The 21,172-nt window shown below is 62.7% G+C and carries 20 protein-coding genes; 15 read left to right on the plus strand and 5 right to left on the minus strand.

Translation table 11 applies throughout. The features are described from left to right. Positions 1-815: 815 nt before the first annotated feature. On the minus strand, positions 816-1,769 hold the full coding sequence (locus FRZ40_RS42985) for an IS5 family transposase (RefSeq protein WP_147235859.1): 954 nt from the start codon (positions 1,767-1,769) through the stop codon (positions 816-818). Between the two features lie 385 nt (positions 1,770-2,154). Here FRZ40_RS42985 and FRZ40_RS42990 point away from each other — a divergent pair, with 385 nt between their 5' ends. The 4 genes from FRZ40_RS42990 to FRZ40_RS43005 all read left to right on the plus strand — a co-directional run bounded on the left by FRZ40_RS42990 (position 2,155) and on the right by FRZ40_RS43005 (position 6,253). After that, entirely contained in the window at positions 2,155-3,171 is a 1,017-nt protein-coding gene (locus FRZ40_RS42990) for a VTT domain-containing protein (RefSeq protein ID WP_147238330.1), read from the plus strand. 277 nt (positions 3,172-3,448) lie between these two features. After that, positions 3,449-4,366 (plus strand): sterol desaturase family protein, encoded by a 918-nt coding sequence (locus FRZ40_RS42995; protein WP_147238331.1) that lies wholly within the window; start codon positions 3,449-3,451, stop codon positions 4,364-4,366. Between the two features lie 265 nt (positions 4,367-4,631). Next, positions 4,632-5,615, plus strand: a complete 984-nt coding sequence (locus tag FRZ40_RS43000; RefSeq protein ID WP_147238332.1) for an aldo/keto reductase — start codon at positions 4,632-4,634, stop codon at positions 5,613-5,615. 236 nt (positions 5,616-5,851) lie between these two features. Next, entirely contained in the window at positions 5,852-6,253 is a 402-nt protein-coding gene (locus tag FRZ40_RS43005) for a response regulator (protein WP_028368786.1), read from the plus strand. Positions 6,254-6,282: 29 nt separating this feature from the next. On the opposite strand, the gene FRZ40_RS43010 is transcribed toward FRZ40_RS43005, so the two are convergent. Next, entirely contained in the window at positions 6,283-6,462 is a 180-nt protein-coding gene (locus tag FRZ40_RS43010) for a hypothetical protein (protein ID WP_147238333.1), read from the minus strand. Here FRZ40_RS43010 and FRZ40_RS43015 point away from each other — a divergent pair. The 5 genes from FRZ40_RS43015 to FRZ40_RS43035 all read left to right on the plus strand — a co-directional run bounded on the left by FRZ40_RS43015 (position 6,461) and on the right by FRZ40_RS43035 (position 10,970). Beyond that, positions 6,461-7,621 (plus strand): porin, encoded by a 1,161-nt coding sequence (locus FRZ40_RS43015; protein WP_147238334.1) that lies wholly within the window; start codon positions 6,461-6,463, stop codon positions 7,619-7,621. The genes FRZ40_RS43010 and FRZ40_RS43015 overlap by 2 nt on opposite strands. 216 nt (positions 7,622-7,837) lie before the next feature. Further along, positions 7,838-8,719 carry an RNA polymerase sigma-70 factor gene (locus tag FRZ40_RS43020; RefSeq protein ID WP_028368784.1) on the plus strand — a complete coding sequence of 294 codons (882 nt, stop codon included), beginning with the start codon at positions 7,838-7,840 and terminating at the stop codon, positions 8,717-8,719. Positions 8,720-8,888: 169 nt separating this feature from the next. Then, positions 8,889-9,368: a carboxymuconolactone decarboxylase family protein gene (locus FRZ40_RS43025; RefSeq protein ID WP_028368783.1), complete on the plus strand. Its 480-nt coding sequence runs from the start codon at positions 8,889-8,891 to the stop codon at positions 9,366-9,368. A gap of 74 nt (positions 9,369-9,442) precedes the next feature. Then, a complete protein-coding gene (locus FRZ40_RS43030) occupies positions 9,443-9,850 on the plus strand; it encodes a cupin domain-containing protein (RefSeq protein WP_028368782.1) in 408 nt (135 codons plus the stop codon). A gap of 118 nt (positions 9,851-9,968) precedes the next feature. After that, positions 9,969-10,970 carry a LysR family transcriptional regulator gene (locus tag FRZ40_RS43035; protein WP_028368781.1) on the plus strand — a complete coding sequence of 334 codons (1,002 nt, stop codon included), beginning with the start codon at positions 9,969-9,971 and terminating at the stop codon, positions 10,968-10,970. Between the two features lie 7 nt (positions 10,971-10,977). On the opposite strand, the gene FRZ40_RS43040 is transcribed toward FRZ40_RS43035, so the two are convergent. Further along, positions 10,978-12,267: an alpha/beta fold hydrolase gene (locus tag FRZ40_RS43040; RefSeq protein WP_240057513.1), complete on the minus strand. Its 1,290-nt coding sequence runs from the start codon at positions 12,265-12,267 to the stop codon at positions 10,978-10,980. Between FRZ40_RS43040 and FRZ40_RS43045 the strand changes: the two genes are divergently transcribed. Then, positions 12,244-13,947, plus strand: a complete 1,704-nt coding sequence (locus FRZ40_RS43045; RefSeq protein WP_147238335.1) for a PQQ-binding-like beta-propeller repeat protein — start codon at positions 12,244-12,246, stop codon at positions 13,945-13,947. The genes FRZ40_RS43040 and FRZ40_RS43045 overlap by 24 nt on opposite strands. A gap of 10 nt (positions 13,948-13,957) precedes the next feature. Here FRZ40_RS43045 and FRZ40_RS43050 read toward each other — a convergent pair whose 3' ends face one another. Then, positions 13,958-15,700, minus strand: a complete 1,743-nt coding sequence (locus FRZ40_RS43050) for an FAD-dependent oxidoreductase (RefSeq protein ID WP_147238336.1) — start codon at positions 15,698-15,700, stop codon at positions 13,958-13,960. A gap of 459 nt (positions 15,701-16,159) precedes the next feature. On the opposite strand from FRZ40_RS43050, the gene FRZ40_RS43055 reads away from it, so the two are divergent. The 3 genes from FRZ40_RS43055 to FRZ40_RS43065 all read left to right on the plus strand — a co-directional run bounded on the left by FRZ40_RS43055 (position 16,160) and on the right by FRZ40_RS43065 (position 18,023). After that, complete coding sequence (locus FRZ40_RS43055) at positions 16,160-16,570, plus strand: hypothetical protein (RefSeq protein ID WP_147238337.1); 411 nt, start codon at positions 16,160-16,162, stop codon at positions 16,568-16,570. 186 nt (positions 16,571-16,756) lie between these two features. Next, positions 16,757-17,206, plus strand: a complete 450-nt coding sequence (locus FRZ40_RS43060) for an Ohr family peroxiredoxin (RefSeq protein ID WP_028368777.1) — start codon at positions 16,757-16,759, stop codon at positions 17,204-17,206. Positions 17,207-17,294: 88 nt separating this feature from the next. Next, on the plus strand, positions 17,295-18,023 hold the full coding sequence (locus tag FRZ40_RS43065; RefSeq protein ID WP_147238338.1) for a hypothetical protein: 729 nt from the start codon (positions 17,295-17,297) through the stop codon (positions 18,021-18,023). A gap of 9 nt (positions 18,024-18,032) precedes the next feature. On the opposite strand, the gene FRZ40_RS43070 is transcribed toward FRZ40_RS43065, so the two are convergent. Next, positions 18,033-18,878, minus strand: coding sequence for an IclR family transcriptional regulator (locus tag FRZ40_RS43070; protein ID WP_028368776.1), 846 nt, complete (start codon positions 18,876-18,878; stop codon positions 18,033-18,035). Positions 18,879-19,179: 301 nt separating this feature from the next. Here FRZ40_RS43070 and FRZ40_RS43075 point away from each other — a divergent pair, with 301 nt between their 5' ends. Together FRZ40_RS43075 and FRZ40_RS43080 are read left to right on the plus strand one after the other, a co-directional pair. Continuing rightward, positions 19,180-20,271, plus strand: coding sequence for an ABC transporter ATP-binding protein (locus FRZ40_RS43075; protein WP_028368775.1), 1,092 nt, complete (start codon positions 19,180-19,182; stop codon positions 20,269-20,271). Beyond that, a complete protein-coding gene (locus tag FRZ40_RS43080; RefSeq protein ID WP_028368774.1) occupies positions 20,264-21,169 on the plus strand; it encodes an ABC transporter permease in 906 nt (301 codons plus the stop codon). Before FRZ40_RS43075 ends, FRZ40_RS43080 begins: the two co-directional genes overlap by 8 nt. Positions 21,170-21,172 lie beyond the last annotated feature (3 nt).

The raw sequence follows: 21,172 nt of genomic DNA on the forward strand, positions 1-21,172 counted from the left end.
TGTAGTGTTTGGTTTTTTTGTCTGCGACGCAGTCGCAATTTTGGGTTTTTGCTTTTTGCTGGCATGCGCGGGTTGCCTGCGCGGGGCGAAGGGGTTATCGCGCTGGCATCCGCGTTTTGTCTCTGGTTCGCAAGCGTCGCCCCTGTGCGGGGCAGCACCTACTTTTCTTTGCAGCGGCAAAGAAAAGTAGGCAAAAGAAAGCCGCTCACACCGCCAGTTCTAGTCGTTGCCTGCGGGCCCCCCACGGGTCCCGCACTCCAGACGGCAACACGCTATTTCATGTGTGTTGCCAACGCCTCTAACAAACGCATCACCCACTCCAATGACCCGTAGCGCAGCCAGCGGCAGCGAATGGTTGGCGCCGCCCAGGTGGCAAACTGTGTGTAGCTTGTCGCAACTTACGCGTTCGCGCTCCTACGACACCGATCCCGCTTTTCAGTCCGGAGTGGTGCACTTCCGTCGCGACGGCCTACACACCGTTTGCCACCTGGGCGGCGGTGAACTTTCTGGTAAAGAGAAACGTGACGCGGGAGTGTGAAGCGGGTGAGGCGTGAGTTAGTACGCTGGCAACGGGCGTAAGACAGTGCGTTGCCGCGTGAAGTGCGGGACCCGTTGGGGGCCCGCAGGCAAACACAAGGATTGGCGGTGTTAGCCCGCTTTCTTTGCTTAGGAAGGTCTGAACAACCCGTTTTCTGCCTGGGATCTCTAACTGGCACGCGCGCAGTGGAATTCGCGTCCTCATTCACGCTGTGTTGAACCGATGCCGGTCGCATCTTGCGCGTGGACGCTGCGCCTTTGGGGGGCGTCTTCGCCCTTCATTTCGCTTTACCGAGCACCCCGCGAGCCAACCAGAGATTGATCAGCGCGAACTGCGTTTCGATCTGCGCCGTGTTTTTCGCCAGTCCCCGATACCGCGCCTTCAGATAGCCGAACTGACATTTGAGCACCCGAAACGGGTGCTCAACCTTCGCCCGCACGCCCGCCTTGAGCCGCTCGACTTTCTCGTAGATTCTGTCGAGCCGCTTGCTTTTGTCCAGCTTTCTTCGCTTGCTCGGCCTCATCGCCACGTGCCACTGGACCGCCCCCGTTTCGCCTCGCTTCTCGATGCCCACGTAGCCCGCATCGGCAAACGCAACCTGCTCGTCGCCGTGCAACAGTTCATGCGCCACCGTGACGTCGTGAACATTCGCCGGCGTGCACTTCACGGTATGCACCAGCCCCGACTCCACATCGACTCCGATGTGCGCCTTCATACCGAAGTACCAGCTGCCGCCCTTTTGCGTCTGGCTCATCTCGGGGTCTCGCGTGCCAGCCTTCTTCGTCGAACTGGGTGCCGAAATCAGCGTTGCGTCGACCGCCGAGCCCACCTTGAGCATCAGGCCCTTCGCCTGCAGGATCTCGTTGACCGTCGCCAGCATTCTGGCCGACAGCTCATGGGCCTCAAGCAGGTGCCGGAATCGCAGGATCGTGCTCTCGTCAGGCAGGCGCGTCATACCCGTGCCCAGCAGCGCGAACTCCCGGTACAGCGGTATGTCGTGCAGCGCCTCCTCCATCGCCGGGTCCGAGAGACTGAACCATTGTTGCAGGAAGTGAATGCGAAGCATCGTCTGGATCGGAAAAGGCGGGCGGCCAGTCTTGCCTTTCGGATAGTGCGGTTCGACAAGCGCAATCAGCTTCTGCCACGGCACCACACGCGTCATCTCATCGAGAAACTCGCGCTTGCGGGTGCGCTTCGTCGACAGATCCAGACCAAGACCAAGCTGTGTCATCACGCCACTCCATGAATTCTCCTGATCCCAGGATAGTTCAAGCTCACGTCAATGCCAGGACTTTTGCAGAGATTCCCTTACTTTCTTTGCGGCGGCAAAGAAAGTAAGTGCCGCCCCGCACAGGGGCAACGCATGAAGCACCGATACGAAAACGCGGATGCCGGCGCAGCAACAACCCTTTCGCCCCGCGCAGGCAAATCGCGCAGGCAAATCGCGCAGGCAAATCGCGCAGGCAACTCGCGGATGCCAACGCAAGGCGGCAAATCAAGCAGTTGCCCACCAGAAACACCCATAACACAAAACCCGTCTAGAATCCCCAGGCGTCGCAAGCCGCAAAGCCAAAAAAACCGGAAAAACCGGAGAAACCCAAAGGACACCCCCCGCTGTGTGGCATTTCCCCACCGCCATCCCCGCTTCGCTAGGCCCTTGGGCCGTCTTCCTCAGCGTACTGGTCACGCAACTCGGCGTTCCCGTGCCTGCCGCGCCGATGCTGATGCTCGCCGGCACCATGGCGGCAATGGGACAGGTCTCGTATGCCGCCGTCTTCTGCGCGGCCGTCTGCGCGACGCTGCTCGCCGATTCGCTGTGGTTCTTCGTCGGCCGCGTGCGCGGGCGACGGCTCCTCAACGGGCTTGTGCGCTTCTCGCTGTCGCTCGATACGACGCTGCGCATGGCGCGCGGCGTCTTCGAACGGCACGGCGCGCCAATTCTCACGCTCGCCAAATTCCTCCCCGGCCTCGGCCTGATTTCCGCGCCGCTGCTCGGCACGACGGCCATCGCGCCCGGCGTCTTCCTGCTGTGGGACGCCGTCGGTGCGTCGTTGTGGACGGGCGCGTATCTGATCGGCGGGGCCGCGCTGCACGACCAGATCGTGCAGGCGATGCTGCTCGTCCGGCACAACGGCGGCACGATCTTCGACGCGTTCGCCGCGATCTGCGTCACCGTGCTGCTGTATCGCTGGGCGCGGCGCACGCAATTCCGCCGCTGGCTCGCGAAAATGCGCATCAGCCCCGATCAGCTCGACACCATGATGCGTTCCGACGCGCCGCCGCTGATCTTCGATGCACGGCCGCGCAGCGTCCGCGAAAAAGAGTCCTATCGGATCGCGGGCGCCTATCCGCTCGATCTCGACTCGCCCGAGAAACTCGACGCCACGCTGCTCGCGCATCCCATTGTCGTGTATTGCGTGTGTCCGAGCGAAGCGACCGCCAGGCGCATCATCGGGCAACTGCATCGCAAGGGCGTTCATCACGCGCGCGCACTGAAGGGCGGGCTCGACGCATGGGAGAAACGCGGCTATCCCGTCGAACCGTTGCCCGCCGATTTCTACACGTCGCTGGAACGGTTCGGCATCGAAGTGCCGGAAGGCGAGTACACCGTCCGCGCGACAATGCCGGGCTGAAATTCCCGCGTGACATCACGGGCAGCTGCGATTGGCACGCCCGTTCGCAACACCGCCGGGGCTGCAATATTTCCCCCTTCGCGGCGACTTTTCAGAGCGCCGCCGATCCGGCCCAAAGCCTTGATCAGCAAGGCTTTGGGTGCCGTGACATAGGGTGAAATAACTTCCGCATAGCCTGTAACGGCCGGCATCACTACAGTGCACACATCGGATGCGATGCACTGATCCAAACCCACCGCAGACGATACCTCCCGCCACAAACCGTTATGGCATCGTCATGGAAAACCTCGGAAAAATCGTCCTCTTCGGAACTGCCTTCGTCGTCGTTGCGTCGCTGATCGAAGCAGTCGTGCTCAGCCGGAAAAACAGCAGCTCGTCGGCGCCATTCGCGTGGCACGAAGTCTGGATTTCGCTATTCGATCTCGTTGCACGCCGGCTGATGGCGTTCTTGCCGCTCTCGCTCGCGACGCCCGTCTTCTCGCTCGCATGGGACCATCGGCTGTTCACCGTGCAGATCAACAGCGCGCTGATGGTGCTCGCGCTCTTCATCGGACAGGAGTTCTGCTACTACTGGTATCACCGCGTATCGCACCGCGTACGCTTCTTCTGGGCCACACACGCCGTGCATCATTCGCCTAACCAGTTGACGCTGTCCACCGCGTACCGTCTCGGCGTCACAGGCAAGCTGACGGGCTCGGCGATGTTCTTCGCACCGCTCGTCTTCCTCGGCGTGCGCCCTGAAGTCGTGATGACCACGCTCTACATCAACCTGCTGTACCAGTTCTGGCTGCACACGACGTGGGTGCCGAAGCTCGGCTGGCTCGAATATGTGTTCAACACGCCGTCCGCGCATCGTGTGCACCATGCCTCGAATGTCGATTACCTCGATGCGAACTACGGCGGCGTGCTGATCATCTTCGACCGCCTGTTCGGCACCTACATCGAAGAACGCGCCGACGAACCTTGCCGCTACGGTCTCGTTACGCCGACCACCTCGCGCAATCCGTTCGTCGTCGAGTTCGAGCACTGGGCCACGCTGATTCGCGATGTCTTCTCGGCGAAGAGTGTGTGGATTGCGATCAATCACGTGATCCAGCCGCCGGGATGGCTGCCCGATGGCGGCGGCGAAACGACGGAAGAACTGCGCCGCAAAGGCAAGACGGTGCAAAGCGGATGCGAGGCCGTCAACGGCTAACTCAACAGGCAGGAAGTCATAGCGGGGCGCGCATGAGTATGCGCGCCCCGCTTGCTTTCGAAATGCCGTTTAGCACTTTCTTTTGGCTATTCATTCTGGATATTCAAGCGCGGCTTCTTTCAAATGCATTGACGAGGGCGCAAGCGCCAGCACGGCGCGGGCCAATGGAGTAGTCTATCGACCTGGCAGTCGCGCTCGCATGGCAGCGGGCAAGCGGCTTGCATCGCGGTGTGCATCATTCAACCGATCCATCAATGAGGCCAACATGGAATATCGTCACCTGGGCGCGTCCGGATTCAAGGTGCCCGTACTCAGTTTCGGCACGGGAACATTCGGCGGCAAAGGCGAATTCTTTCAGGCGTGGGGCGCGACGGATGTCGCCGAAGCGCGCAAGCTCATCGATATCTGCCTCGATGCCGGCGTCACGATGTTCGACAGCGCCGACATCTATTCGAGCGGCGCATCGGAATCCGTCCTCGGTGAAGCGCTCAAAGGCCGCCGCGACAAAACTCTCATCTCGACCAAGGCCACATTCCGTTTCGATGACAACGATCCAAATAGCGTCGGCTCGTCGAGATTCCATTTGATCAAGGCCGTCGATGCCGCGCTCAAGCGGCTGCAAACCGACTATATCGATCTCTTTCAGCTGCATGGCTTCGATGCGAAAACGCCCGTCGAAGAAACGCTGTCGACGCTGAACGATCTCGTCCGCGCGGGCAAGATCCGCTATACGGGCGTGTCGAACTTCTCGGGTTGGCATCTGCAGAAATCGCTCGATGTCGCGGACCGTTACGGTTATCCGCGTTACATCGCCAACCAGACTTACTACTCGCTGATCGGCCGCGACTACGAATGGGAACTCATGCCGCTCGGCATCGACCAGGGCGTAGGCGCTGTCGTGTGGAGTCCGCTGGGCTGGGGCCGCCTGACAGGGAAGATCCGCCGCGGCCAGCCGCTGCCGGAGCAGAGCCGTCTGCACAAGACAGCCGACATGGGGCCGCCCGTTCCCGACGAATACCTGTATCGCGTCGTCGATGCACTGGATGCAATCGCGGAAGAAACCGGCAAGACGATTCCTCAGATTGCGTTGAACTGGCTGCTGCAGCGGCCGACCGTCTCGACAGTGCTGATCGGCGCGCGCAACGAAGAGCAATTGCGGCAGAACCTCGGCGCAGTGGGCTGGAACCTCACGCCGGAGCAGGTCGCGAAACTCGATGAAGCGAGCAAGGTGCGGCCCGTCTATCCGTAGTGGCATCAGGAAGGTTTTGCGGAGCGCAATCCGTTCCCGGTATAAACGAACGGGACGCAACGAACGGGACGCGCGCGCAGCGCAGAGTGATTGAGAGAAGGCCGACGCTTCGGGTTCAGCATGGAACGCGGCGTCGGTCTTTGGATTTCGTTGGACGGCAACTTCCGAGGGGGCATCCGAACGTCACGGAGCGGACGCGGGTGCGGTGCATCGAATGGTCATGAGCGAGGCCAGATATGCCGACAGTGCTGCTTGTAGACGATGACGTTGAAACGCTGGACGCGTGGCAAGGCGTGTGCGAGGCGCATGGCTACGACACCTGCATGGCGGCGGACGGACGTGCCGCGCTCGACCTGCTTCGCGAGCGAGACGTGGATATCGTCGTCGCCGACTGGCGGATGCCCGTGATGTCGGGCAGCGTGCTGTGCTATCACGTGCGCAACGAACAGAGCCTCGCGGAAGTCGTCTTCATCCTCGTGTCGGGCGAGCCGAGTCCGCCTGCATTCGTCTATTACGACGGCTTTCTGCGCAAGCCGCTCGATCCGTCGGAACTGCTGTCGGCGATGGACCGGCTGTTGCTGGAACGTGCCGCAGATGGCCGCCGCAGACAGCCTCATTCGAGCGCGCCACGTAACTGAAGCGCCAGGCATGCGGCGTCGGTGCGCGTTTATTTTCCGCCGCGCACGTCGACGCCCGATGTTTTTGTCGCGCCTATGATGAAGTCGCTGCCTTGAGCAAGGCGTATTTCCGGTTGCCAACCATCGCCTGGTCTTTTATGATCGCGCGCCCGAAATCGCGGGCACGCCGATCGACGCTCGGCAGCATCATCACGGAGCCAGACAAACATGAAGAAATCCTTACTCGCCCTCGCACTCCTCGGCGCTTTTACCGTTTCAGCGCATGCGCAAAGCAGCGTGACGCTCTACGGTCTGCTCGACACCGGTCTCGTCTACACCAACAACCAGCTGGGTCACAGCAACTGGCAGATGGTGAGCAGCTCGACGCAGAACACGGTGTTCGGTCTCAAGGGATCGGAAGATCTCGGCGGCGGTCTGCATGCCGTCTTCAAGATCGAACAGGGCTTTCTGCTGAATAACGGCGCGCAGGCATTCTCCGGCGATGCCTTCGGTTCACAGGCGTGGGTCGGCCTGCAAAGCGATCCGTATGGCACGTTGACGTTTGGCCGCCAGTTCGACGTGATGAACGACCTCGTCGGTCCGCTAACGGCCGAGTTCAATACGTGGGGCGGCAGCATGGCCGCTCATCCGTTCGAGAACGACAACCTGGCGGCGAACTCCGTCGTCGTCAACAACACGGTCAAGTACACGAGCCCGACGTATCGCGGCGTGACGTTCGCCACGATGTACGGCTTCAGCAACAAGGCGGGCGACTTCGCGAACAATCGCGCGTATGGCTTTGGGCTGTCGTATGCAATGGGTCCGCTCAATCTCGCGGCGGGCTACCTGCAATTCAATAACGCGGGCAACAGCACGGGTGCGATCACGTCGTCCGATGCGAGCGCGAATTTCATCGCGGAACGTCAGCGCATCTGGTCGCTCGGCGGCAACTATACGTTCGGTCCCGCAACCGTCGGCCTGGTGTGGAGCCATACGCAGATCGACAACGCGTCGGGCGTGTTCTCGTTCGGCACGGGCACCTATCTCGGCGCGAACGATTCGTCGGCCGGGACGCTGGCCGGTTCGCTGCGTCTCGACAACTACGAGGTGAACGCGAAGTACGCGCTCACGCCTGCGTTGAGCGTGTCGGGCGCCTACACGTACACGCATGGCGCGTACAACGGCTCGGCGCCGGGCTGGAACACGGCGATGCTGCAGACGGATTACGCCGTCAGCAAGCGCACCGACTTCTACCTCGAAGGCGTGTATCAGAACGTGCATGGCGCACCGGCTGATTCGGTGCTCTCGCACGCGATGATCAATACGCTGTCGCCTTCGTCGACGGATTCGCAAGTGGCCGTGACGGTGGGCATGCGCCACACGTTCTGACGCATCCGATGTTGTGAGCGCTGGCGCATGGCTTTGCACGCGATGCGCCAGCGCCGGTTCTTCTCGCCGTTCCCGCCGTTCCCGACGTTCTCTTCATACCATCTGCGCGTCCCCTGCGCGGCCCTGTTTCGGCATCCGTGGCACACTTCAGCTATTCCCACCTTCGCCACGCCTTCACCCTTTCCACCGGATGGAACGGGGCGAGGAAGACAGCTCATGGACGCCGACGCTCTCTCATTCAATCAGCTTCGCCCGCGCCTGCAAAAGATCGCATACCGGATGCTCGGTTCGGTTGCCGAAGCCGAAGACATCGTCCAGGACGTCTGGCTGCGTTGGCATTCCGCCGAGCGTGAGAGCATCGACAACGCGGAAGCATGGCTCGTGTCGGTGACGACGCGGATGTCCATCGACCGCTTGCGGGCCGCCAAAATCCAGCGCGAACACTACACGGGCATCTGGCTGCCCGAGCCGGAAATGACGGAGTCGCCCGCGACTCCCGAGGAAATGACGGAGCGCGCGGACGATGTCTCCGTCGCGTTCCTGATGCTGCTCGAGCGGCTCACGCCGGAAGCGCGCGCAGCATTCCTTCTGCGCGAAGTGTTCGACGCGGATTACGACGAAGTGGCCAATGCGATCGGCAAGACGGAGGCCGCCTGCCGCCAGCTGGTGAGCCGCGCGAAGGCGCAGTTGCGCGACGAACGGCCGCGCTACGCGGTGCCGCGCGAGACGCACCGCCAGTTGTTGCAGAGCTTTGCTCAGGCGCTGGAACGCGCGGACTTTCACGCGATCAACGCCTTCCTCGCCGAAGACGCGATCCTGATCGGCGACGGCGGCGGCAAGGTGACGAGCTTCCCGAAACCGATGGTGGGCGGCCGGCGCATCGCGCAGCTTTTCTACGCGGCCTTGCGCCGCTACCCGGGCCGCGTACATGTCAAGCTCGTGACGCTCAACGGCCAGCCGGCGTTCCTGCGGTTTATCGAAGGCCAGCTCGAATCCGCGCAGACGTTCGAAACGGACGGCGAGCGCATCGTCAAGATTCACGTTCAGCGCAATCCCGACAAGCTCACGCGCATTGCCGCCGTGCACGGCACGCTCTGATCGCCGATACGCCCGTTCACGCGATTGGTGCCCGCCGGGCAACACCGTGAGCCCGTCTGCATGTCTACCGCCATGCGCCTCGCGACCCTACCATGATTTCCGTGCGGCTCATCGCCGCGAACGGCATCCGTCTATACGGATAACACTGTCATCGTCGCCAGGAGAAATCATGACCCAGCGTATCAACTACTTTCAGCAATCGCCGGAGTTGTGCAAGAAGTTTATGGAGTTCAGCAATACGCTGAAGGACTGTGCAATCGAAGAATCGATCCGCGATCTCGTCAACATTCGCGCGTCGCAGCTCAACGGCTGTGGCTTCTGCCTCGACATGCATGCGAAGGAAGCGCGCATTCACGGCGAGCGCGAATTGCGCATGCATCATGTGGCGATCTGGCGCGAGTCGACGCTGTTCTCGCCGCGCGAGCGTGCCGCGCTCGCATGGACCGAGGTGCTGACGAAGCTGCCCGAACATGGCGTGCCCGACGATCTCTACGAGCGCGTGCGCGGCCAGTTCTCCGAGAAGGAACTGTCGGACCTGACGTTCGAAGTGATGGCCATCAACGGCTGGAACCGTGCGAACGTGGCGTTCCGGACCGTGCCCGGTTCGTCCGACAAGGCATTCGGCCTCGACAAGGCAAACCTCGCCTGAGTCGACGCGCCGCTGATTTTCAACTTCGGCCGGTACATCTGCGTACGGGCTGAGTCTTTTGTGAGGAGCGCATCATGTTTCGCTCAAAGAGTATCGCCGCAACCCTGCTCCTTGCGACGAGCGCCCTGGTGACCCAGGCCCGCGCCGCGGCCCCCGAGGCGGTCGTCACGCCCGTCATGACCCAGCCGCTCGACGACTACCCCGGCAAGGAAGCGCAGATGATCGTCGTCGAATATCCGCCCGGCTCCGTTGATCCGGTGCATCGGCACAATGCGCACGGCTTCATCTACGTGCTGGAAGGCTCGATCGTGATGCAGGTAAAGGGCGGCAAGGAAGTCACGCTGAAGCCGGGCCAGTCCTTCTATGAAGGCCCGAACGATGTTCATACGGTCGGGCGCAACGCGAGCAGGACGAAGCCGGCGAAGTTTCTCGTGCTGCTGCTGAAGGACAAGGGCGCGCCTGTTCTCGTGCCCGAGAAGTAAGCTCGCAAAGGTTCTCGCAGGGTTCGGCAAAAAAAATCGACGGACGCACGTCACAGCACGTCACAAATGGAAGCGCTCAAACGTCTAGTCACGTAAGGACTCTACTCTTTGCGCTTCCATGTCAGACTACGCACCGCGCCGCTCGATCACGGGCGCCGACGATCCGATTGCAAGCACCTTCGCAACGAGTTTCGCCGGCGTCGTTTCCTTTCTTGCCGTTGCCAACGAGGGCAGCTTCGCCAGAGCGGGCGATCGCCTCGGCATCGGGCGCTCGTCCGTCAGCCGGAACGTGCAGAAGCTGGAGGCGCAGCTCGATACGCGCCTCTTTCTGCGCACGACTCGCAGCACGTCGCTGACACGCGAGGGCGAGCTGTTCTTCGAGAACTGCCAGGCGGGCGTCGAGCGCATCGTCCAGGCGCTCGAAGAGATGCGCGAGTTGCGCAACGGTCCGCCACGAGGACGGCTGCGCATTTACTCGACGCCCGGCTTCGGACGCAAGATCGTGGCGCCGCTGCTGCGCGGCTTTCACGCGCAGTATCCGGACATCGCGCTGGAGTTGCTGCTCAATGATCGTCCCCCCGACTTCACCGCTGATCGCATCGACGTATCGTTTCGCGACGGACGCATGGAAGACAGCGAGATCGTCGCGCGTCAGCTGATACCCATGCAGACGATCGTGTGCGCTGCGCCATCGTACGTTCAGGCGCGTGGCTTGCCGCGTCATGTCGACGAGCTGGCGGACCATTGCTGCATCAACTTCCGTACGGCATCGGGCCGCGTGAGGGAGTGGGAGTTCAAGGTGGATGGACTGCCGTTGCGGCGCCATCCGCAGGCACCGCACACGTTCAACGACCCCGATCTGATTCTGCAGTCGGTGCTCGATGGACAAGGCATCGCGCAGCTGCCCGGTTATCAGGTATGCGATCTTCTGGGCGAAGGGCGGCTCGTGAGTTGTCTCACGCAGTATGCGCCCGACGACAGCGGCCACTACATCTGTTATCTGAGCCGCAAGCATCTGCCCGCACGCATCCGCGTGTTCGTCGATTACATGACGGAGCACACGCGTGCGCTCGATCTGCATTGCCTGACCACGATCGACGCGATGGCGATGGCCGAATGATGTCGACTCACCTGGTCGGACACGCTGAAGGCATCGGGCGATCGAACAGCGCAGCCACGCTGCAGTCCGATGCGAGCATGCGTCGACCGTCGTGTCCGACACCAGGCACTTCGACGACCCGTTGATTCAGTCCTGCGGGATAGCGTTGCTTCAGATAATCAAGGTACGCGAGCCCGCGTGCGAGCCGGAACGGACCTTGTGCCATCGCCGCGCAAGAACGATCGATGAAGTGCGTCTGCCGATCGACATCATCCATTCCAAGCAGATAGACGACGTTGCGCGTTGCATATCGTGCCGCCAGCGAGGCGCTGTCTTGCGTGGCCACGTAGGCGGGCGCATCGGCCATGCCGTATTTCCACTCGACGGCGCGCGGACAGGCCTGTGTGTCGACAGGCGTGAAAGCGCCCGGCGCAAGGGGCCGTCTATCGTCGAAGTACACATAGCTCGATGGATTCGCGACGACATAGCGCACGCGAATCCCGTCGCGCGTCAACGCGTCTTCAGCGCGGCCCGCGACGGCGTAGCGTTGCACGACCTGCGCACCCGCCGAATGACCGATCACCGTCACCGTCGACAACGCGGGATAAAGCCGCCTGTCGTCGAAGTGTTCGAGCAGCGCATCGAGTGCCGCGAACGAACTGACGGGCGAGGGCCGGCGCGCAGGCGCCCCTTCTTTCCATCCGGCTTCGGACCAGGCCAGCGTCGCGTCGCGTATCGCATACGTGCGCAGATCGCGCGTCGTCGGAAACTGCGGCGCGACGATCATGTTCTCCTTCGGGCTCGCGCCGGCTGCCGCGAGCATTTGTCCGCCAACGTCAAAATAATTGTCCGCGTTGCGTAGCGTGCCGTGAACAATAATGAAGACGTGAGTCACGTCCGGCGCTGCCGCGTCGATGCTGCGATCGGCGTAGAGTGCCAACGTGCCGTCGCCACCGGCTGCGCGCACGGACAGGCGCTGATCGGCGACATGGGCGACGGGCGCATTCTGCCGCGACGCGGTTGCGCCCGCGGCGGCCTGCGCAGCGTGGGTTGCCGCCAGCGCGATCCACAGCGCGACGAATGACAGTCGGCTTGCCGGTTTTGAAAACATGTCGAGGATCTCCGAAACGGTCGTGTGTATTAAACGCGCCGTGCGGCGGATTCCGTTGCACGAATCGACTGTTTTCGCGGTACGGCAATTGCTCACTGGTGATGCCGGAATTTCGCTGCTGCGCGATTTCGCCAATGCGAGGCCGATAATCTTCGCGGTCGCTCGACCGCCTGGGGGACGTCCATGAACCGCTCGCACCGCTTGCATTTCACTCCGGGCAACTCCCGTCACATCACGATCTTGTGTCTCGTGGCGGCGATCTGCGTGTCCTGCAGCGGTGGAGGTTCTTCCAGCAGTTCCAGCGCGAGCGGTAGCGGAGGCTCGGGCGGTTCGGGCTCGGGCAGTTCGGGCTCGGGCAGTTCGGGTGGCGCCGCTGCGATGTCGGCGGATGTGCTGACCTATCACAACGATCCTCGCCGCACGGGGCAGTACCTTGCGGAAACCACGCTCACGCCGGCCAACGTCAACGCCGCTTCGTTCGGCAAGGTGGGTTTCCTTTCCGTCGACGGCAAGGTCGACGCACAGCCGCTTTACGCCGGCAACGTTTCAGTGAACGGTGCGGCGCACAACGTCGTCTATGTCGTCACCGAGCACGCCAGCGTCTATGCATTCGACGCCGACAGCAACGCGCAACTGTGGCAGCGTTCGCTGCTCGGTGCGGGCGAAACCACGAGCGATCCACGCAACTGCGCGCAGATTTCTCCCGAGATCGGCATTACGGCGACGCCCGTGATCGATCGAAGCCGTGGATCGAATGGCGTCATGTACGCGGTCGCGATGAGCAAGGAAGCGAACGGAACGATCCATCAGCGTCTGCATGCCGTCGATCTCTCGACGGGCGCCGAACTGCTAGGCGGGCCCGTCGACATCAGCGGCACGTATCCGGGCAGCGGTGCGAACAGCAGCAACGGCGTGACCGTGTTCGATCCGCAGCAATACGCCGAGCGGCAGGCGCTGGCGCTGGTGAACGGCAAGGTGTATCTCGGGTGGACGTCGCACTGCGATCAGGGCGTCTACGGCGGCTGGGTGATGGCGTATAACGCCGACACGCTCGCGCAGACGAGCGCGCTGAACCTGACGCCGAACGGCACGGGCGGCTCGGTGTGGATGGGCGGCGGCGGCATGGCGTCGGACGGCACGTCGCTCTATCTGCTCGATGCCAACGGCACGTTCGACACCACGCTGACCGGGCAAGGATTTCCATCGAATGGTAATTTCGGCAACGCGTTCATCAAGCTCGGCACATCGGGAAATCTCTCCGTCGCCGATTATTTCGCGACCTTCGACACCGTGTCGCAGTCCGCGCGCGATGCGGACCTCGGCTCCGGCGCTGCGATGGTGCTGCCCGATCTCGTCGACGGAAGCGGCGTGACGCGTCATCTCGCGCTCGGTTCGGGCAAGGATTCGAAGATCTATGTCGTCGATCGCGACAACATGGGCAAATTCAACAGCGCGAACAACGCGATCTGGCAGGAGATCGACAGCCAGTTGATCGGCGGCGTGTTCACCACGCCGGCGTTTTTCAACAACGTCGTGTACTACGGTGCCGTCGGCGACAACCTCAAGGCGTTTCCCGTCAGCGGCGCGCGTCTGGCCACCACGCCCTCGTCGCAGAGCGCGGGCAAATTCCCTTATCCGGGCACGACGCCGAGCATCTCGGCAAACGGCTCGCAGAACGCGATCGTATGGGCGGCGGAGAACGGCGCGACAGCCGTGCTGCATGCATTCAACGCGGCGGATCTCGGCCAGGAGCTGTACAACAGCAATCAGTCGGGCTCGCGCGACACGTTCGGCGCAGGCAACAAATACATCGCGCCGATGATCGCGCATGGACGGGTGTATGTCGGTACGACGAACGGCGTCGGGGTCTTCGGCTTGTTGAAATAGAACGCGCGGGTCAGCACGCCGCCCGCGCTTCCGCCAGAAGGCGATGAATCTGCGCGACCACGGCCGCGCCTTCGCCCACCGCCGACGCGACGCGCTTGGTCGAACCCGAGCGCACATCGCCGATCGCGAACACGCCGGGCACGCTGGTCTGCAGCGACATCGACTGCAGGCCGGCGCCGGGAATGTCGGGGCCTGTCAGCACGAAACCCTTGTCGTCGACCGCTACGCCGCAGGTGGAGAGCCAGCTTGTGTTCGGATCGGCGCCGATGAAGACGAACAGATGGTGCGTCGTCATGCTGCCTTCGATCCCGCCTGCGCCGCGATAATGCACGCGCTCCAGCCGTGCATCGCCTTCCAGCGCGGTCAATTCGATGCGCGTATGCAGCGTCACGTTCGGCAGCGCCAGGATGCGCTCGATCAGATAGTGCGACATGCTGTGCTCGAGGCTCGTGCCGCGTATGAACATATGCACGTGCTCCGCGTGCGACGCGAGAAAAACGACGGCCTGTCCCGCCGAATTGCCGCCGCCGATCAGCAGCACGGGCTCCTTGCGGCACAGACGCGCTTCGATGGGCGTGGCCCAGTAATACACGCCTGAGCCTTCGAAACGCTCCAGCCCGTCGACGTCGGGCCGCCGATACTCCGCGCCCGTCGCGATCACGACCGTGCGCGCGGTAATGCGCCTGGCGTCGGTGAGTTCGACGACGGGCGGCAGCTTGTCGCAATACAGCGCGCGAACTTCGCACGGAATGCCGATGTGCGCGCCGAATTTCTGCGCCTGCACGAAAGCGCGGCCCGCCAGCGCGTGGCCCGTGATGCCCGTTGGAAATCCCAGATAGTTTTCGATGCGTGAGCTGGTGCCCGCCTGTCCGCCCGGCGCGCGGCAATCGAGCGCCGCAACCGACAACCCTTCGGAGGCTGCATACACGGCGGTTGCCAGTCCTGCCGGACCGGCGCCGACAATCGCGACGTCATAGACGTGCGCCGGATCGAATTCGGGAATCAGTCCGAGACAGGATGCGAGCTGCCCTTCGTCCGGGTTGCGCAGCACCGTGCCGTCCGGACAGACGACGAGCGGGAAGTCGTCCGGTTGCGGCGTCAGACGTTCGAGCAGCGCGATCGCTTCGGCGTCCTTGTCCGCGTCGAGCGTCATGCTCGGAAATACATTGTGGCGCAGGAAATTTTCCAGCGCGCGCAGCCGTCCGCTGCTCGAAGGGCCGACGAGCACGACACCGTGTCCGCGCTCGATGACGAGAACGCGCCGCAGGATCAGCGCGCGCATGATCTTCTCGCCGAGATCGGCTTCGCTGATCATCATCGCGCTGAGTTCGTCGGGCCGCAGCAGGATCGCCTCGACGTCTTCGATCACGTGCGCGTCCACGACGGCAGGCTTGTTCGAAAGCTGCGTCACGTCCGACGTGAACTCGCCGCGGTGCGTGTACGTATAAATGACGCGCTCGTGCCCGAGCCCATCGCGGCCGATGATCCGCACCTTGCCCGACAGCAGCACGAACACGCCGGGACACCGGCTCCCTGCGCGATAGAGCAGTGCGCCCGTGGCATAGCGCGACGGCGTGCCAAAGCGCCGTATCCGCTCGATCTCGGCTTCCGCGAGGACAGGGAACATCTGCTGATGCCGCGGATGATCGCGCACGCTCGGGTCTTCGAGCAGGGCGTCGGCTTCGAGCGGATTCGCGTCCGTGGCGGGACGGCGCGCGGGCGATGCATCTGACGGCGTTGACTCGTTGCTCATCGCGGATTGTCCTCCGGCGATTGACGGGCAATCAAAACTGAAACACCTGCTGAATTGGCCACGCCGATGCAAGCCGCTGCGCGGCGCAATGACGGGACGACGCGTGGATCGTTGGCCGATGTCAGGGGAAACGTAAGTAACAGGGTAATCGAGTTGCCGCGAGTCGGCAGGCGTGGTCGCATCGTTCGACGTTGGCGGTGAATCGCCTTGTTTTACAGCGTCGAATTTCACGTTGCACGGCAATCGACGCGGCTCATTCGAGCTTCGTCTCGCGGCATGTGATTCGTGTGAACGGGTTTACCCCACATCCTTTCATATCGCTGCGGGGTGCCCGTCTATCAGTCGATGGCGCTGGAATCTGCATTGAGCTACAGACTTCGTTGAAGTCGGTCGTCAGCTTCACTCGATGCCCGGACGTTCCGCGCTAGCCATAGTTCGATTGCGCAGATGGAGGGCAACATGAAACGTTCCGATACGGGCAGGGCATCAATCGGCCTGCGCTTGAGTTTGATCGCAGTGCTGACATTGGCGGGTTCTTCGGGTTTCGCAGCGGGAAACGCGGAAGTCGGCCCGGCCGTCTCCACGGCTGCTTCATCCGCGCGAAATCCGTTGACGCTGATGATCCAGTCTCCGGCAGGCGGCGCAGTGCGGCTGACCTACGTGCCCGACGACGGCTGGAAAGCCGACCAGGCTGTGACCGTCGCAAGGGCGGCCGTGAGCGTTCCGCAGCCGGACGCCGATCCCGCGCTCGACGAGGCGACGCGCAAACCGATGACGGTGTTCATCGACGGCCCGACGGGCTTCACATACTTCTGGAGCCGGGAGCACGGCTGGAAATTCGTCGGGCGGCTGACGGACCGGCTCCAATAAGACGCATTGAGCGAATGCGCGCGGCGTCATCGGCGCGCGCACTCCGGCATTTCCCTATCGAAAGTGTTTGTGCGATTAAATCGTATGCGATTGACATGGTTAGCGGTTTCGATCAGTATGCGTCGCATGCGATTGAATCGCATGACAACCAAATTCCGGTCACCACTTTCGATCAAGGAGTTCACGATGACCCACATTGAAAAAGTTCTTTTCACGGGCAAGACACATACGACGGCAAGCCGCAGCGCTGGCGCCACACGCGGTCATGAAGGCAGCCTCGACATCAGGCTGTCCGCAACCGGCAACGGCTCGCATCGGGAGCATGTGTTCGAGGCCGCGCAGCCGCATCCGACGGCTGAGCAGCTGTTTGCAGGCGCGTGGTCGGCCTGCCTGATCACCGCGATCGGCCTCGCGGCCAAAGAGAAGAAAGTCGCGCTGCCGTCCGACCTCGCGCTGGACGTCGCTATCGATCTGGGCATGACGGGCAACGCCTATCTGCTTGGCGCGCGGATCGACGTGAGCATGCCAGGCGTGCCGCGCGACGTGGCGCAGGCAGTCGTGCACGCGGCGGACGAACTGTGTCCGTATTCGAAGGCCACGCGCGGCAATATCGACGTCGCGATCAACGTGATCTGACGCACATGTCCAGGCTGTAGCGCCGGATGAGCGGGAAAGGGCGCGCTAGAATGAAATCACGCGCCCTTTCCCTCGACGGCAGACGGCCATGACACTTCGCGTAGCCCGCTTCGCTCGCCCAACGTTGCAAGCCTTGTGCGTGGCTTCGCTCGCGAGCCTCGCCGCTTGCGGCGGCAGCGTATGCATCGGTTTCGACGGCTGTAGCGCCGTGAGTCCAATATCGAATCTTGCGCTCGCGGGAACGGCCGCAACGGGCAAGGCACTCGCCAGTGCGAACGTGAACGTGACCTGCGCGCAAGGCGCGGGTGCCGCGCTGTCGGACGGCGGCGGACGCTACAGTCTCGCGTTCAGCGGCGTGCTTCCGTGCATGATTGCTGTGACGTCGGGTGGCACGACGTTGCATTCGCTCGCGTTCGCGGGCGGCACCTTCAATACGACGCCGGAAACAGAACTGATGATCGTCTATCTCGCCGCGCAACTCGGCACGAGCGAGGCCAATCTGATTGCGAGCTTTTCCAGTAACGCGCAATTCCAGCAGGCGCTGTCGAACCAGAGCAATGTGCTGGCTGCGCAATCGGCTGTGGTCGCGAATCTGCAGCAACACTATGCGGTCACGCTGGCCGTGCCCGCATTCCTGACCACGCCGTTCACGGTCGGGCAGGCGGGCGTCGACAGCGATCTCGAGGCGCTGGCGAAAGCAGGCGCCATCGATGCCAACGGCATGCCCGATCCTGCCGCCGTGTCTCTGCTGACGCAAGCTGGCCTTGCGCAGCCGCTGGCAAGGGCGTCGACGAACGCCGCCACGGACGCCATGTGAGGCCGCGTATCAGGCGATCGGCTCCGTTGTCATTGCGCGCGTGAGGCCGTGCATCGGCCGGCGCATCGCGACATCGAACGGATTCACTTGCGGCCCGATGAGGTCCGCTTGCCGCTTCAGCAGTTCGACGACCATCGGCAGCCGGTCCTCGCCCAGACGCGCCGACAGCGTGCCCACGCTCAACGCGGCCACCGCGCAACCCGTGCGGTCGATAATCGGCACCGCGACGCCCGCCATCCCTTCCAGCACGCCGCTATTGCGCCCCGCGTAGCCGAGTTGCCGCACGCGTTCGATTTCCGTGCGCAGATAGACTTCGTCTAGCACACCGTAGCTGCGCAGACGCGGCACGTTGAAGCGAATGATCTCTTCGCGCTCCGCTTCCGGCAGGAACGCGAGAATCGCGAGGCTGCCCTGTCCGACACCCAATGCGACACGGCCGCCGATATCGCCCGTGAACGAGCGGATCGGAAACGGCCCTTCGCACATGTCGAGGCACACGGCGTCGAAGCTGCTTTTGACGAGCAGAAAAATCGTGTCGCCGAGGCTCGCGCACAGGCGCAGCAGAGCGGGGCGGCAGAGCGCGCGCATGCCGCTCGGATTGCCCGCCTGCGCGGCGAGCGCAAAGAAGTCGACGCTCAGCCGATAGAGCTTCGTGTTCTGATCCTGCTCGACGACGCCTTCCGCAATCAGCGCATGCAGGATGCGATGCACGGTGGCCTGCGTCAGCCCGACGGCTTTTGCGATGCGCGTCACGCGGCCGCCTTCCGGCTGGATTTCGCCGAGCGCGCGGATCACGGCGAACGCCCGCTGCAACATGCCCGTGCCTGGCGCGTCGGGTTCCTTCGAAGGATTCATTGGCGATCTCGATCAAAATTCCATTGAACGGAATACTAGCTGATGTTCAACCCGAAAAACAAACAGGCAGACGACGCAGGGCGATAAGCCAACTACGCGGACTGACTCAGTACTTTCACTGACGGCGCGCAGCGGAACAATCGCGGCGGAGCGGAGGGAATACATTCCATCCAATGGAAGAAAAGCAATCTTTATATCGTTGATTGGAATTTGACATTGACGCTCTGAAATATGGCTGGCTAGAGTCGGCTCAACAGACACCCGTCGACACAGCCGGTGCGTCGCACCGAAAGGCCAGACCATGTCGTTCCTCACATTGACTGACGTATCGAAGACGTTCGGCGACCTGCATGCCGTGACGGGCATCAACCTGTCGGTGGAAAAGGGCGAGTTCGTTTCGCTGCTGGGCCCGTCGGGCTGCGGCAAGACGACGACGCTGCAGATGATCGCAGGTTTCGTCGACACGACGCGCGGCCGCATCGCGCTCGATGGCCGCGACATCACGCACATGAAGCCGAACCGGCGCGGCCTCGGCATCGTCTTCCAAAGCTACGCGCTGTTTCCGCATATGAGCGTCGCGCAGAACGTGAGCTTCGGGCTCGAAATGCGCGGCGTCGATAAAGCCGAGCGTCAGGACCGCGTGCGCGAAGCCTTGGCGCTGGTGCGGCTCGATTCGCTCGCGCATCGTTTTCCGCGTGAGTTGTCGGGCGGTCAGCGGCAACGTGTTGCGATTGCGCGTGCCATCGTGATCGCGCCGCCCGTGCTGCTGCTCGACGAGCCTATGTCGAATCTCGATGCGAAGCTGCGCGAAGACATGCAGTTCGAACTGCGCGCGATCCAGCGCAAGATCGGCACGACGACAATCATGGTCACGCACGATCAATCCGAAGCGCTGTCGATCAGCGATCGCGTCGTCGTGATGGAAGCGGGGCGCATCACGCAGATCGACACGCCGTATCGCGCGTACGAGCGGCCCGAGAATCTGTTCGTGTCGCAGTTCATCGGCAAGGCCAACATGCTGGCGGGGAAGATCGTTTCGCGCGACGGCGACGCGATCCGCATCGACCTGGGCCACGATCTCGCGGAGACGGGCAGCATGACGCAGCTTGGTTCGCAAGGTCAGGCAATCGATGTCGGCGATGCCGTGACGCTCTGCATACGCCCCGAAAAATTGCGGCTGTGCGCGCCCGGCGAAGGACGCCTGGCGGGCAACGTGACGAGCCGGTTTTTTCTCGGCAGCCAATGGCTCTACCGGCTCGACAGCCGCGTCGGCGAGATGCTCGTGTGTTGCCAGAACGAAGGCAATGACCCGTTTCCGGAAGGCGCGAAAGTCGGTATCGACTGGCATGCGGATTCGCTGCGTCTGATCGGACAGGAGCGCGCGCATGGATAGCACGCTGCCCGCCACGCCCGATACGAGCCGCCGTTCGGCGCGTGCGCCGTGGCATGCATTCATGCCGCTGTGGCTGATGAGCGCGCCCGCGCTGATTCTGTTCGCGACACTCGTGCTCGTGCCGCTCGCGATGACCTTCGCGCTCACCTTCTATCGCTTCGATCCCGCGAGCGGCCCGATTGCCGCGTTCGACCTTCACAACTACGTGGAAGTGCTCGGCTCGTCGTATTTCCACACGATCTTTCTGCGCACGTTCGGCATCGCGTTGCTGACGACGGTGCTGTGCGTCGCGATCGGCACGCCCGAAGCGTATGTGTTGTCGCGCATGCGCGACCCTTGGCGCTCGCTGTTTCTGCTGATAATTCTGGCGCCGCTGCTGGTTTCGGTGGTGGTGCGCGCGTTCGGCTGGAGCATGCTGCTGAACACGAACGGCCTCGTCAATCAGGCCTTCGCACTGTTCGGCCTCGGGCCGTACAAGCTCGAATACACGACCTTCGCCATTGTCATCGCGCTCGTGCACGTGATGCTGCCGTTCATGGTGATTCCCGTCTGGACCGCACTGCAACGGCTCGATCCGCAGACGGAGAACGCCGCGCTCTCGTTGATGGCGTCGCCCGCGACGACGCTGCGTCGCATCGTCCTGCCGCAACTCGTGCCCGGCATTCTGTCGGGGAGCCTGATGGTGTTCGGTCTGTCGGCGAGTGCGTTCGCAATTCCCGGGCTGCTCGGCGGCAGGCGATTGAAGGTGGCCGCGACGGCCGTCTACGACCAGTTCCTGAGTTCGATGAACTGGCCGCTCGGCGCGACGATCGCGATGCTGCTGCTGATCGCGAATCTCGTCGTGATGCTCACGTACTACCGCGTGCTCGAGCGGCGCTACGCCCGCAGCATGGGTTGATCC

The sequence above is a fragment of the Paraburkholderia azotifigens genome (assembly GCF_007995085.1).
GTDB lineage: Bacteria > Pseudomonadota > Gammaproteobacteria > Burkholderiales > Burkholderiaceae > Paraburkholderia > Paraburkholderia azotifigens.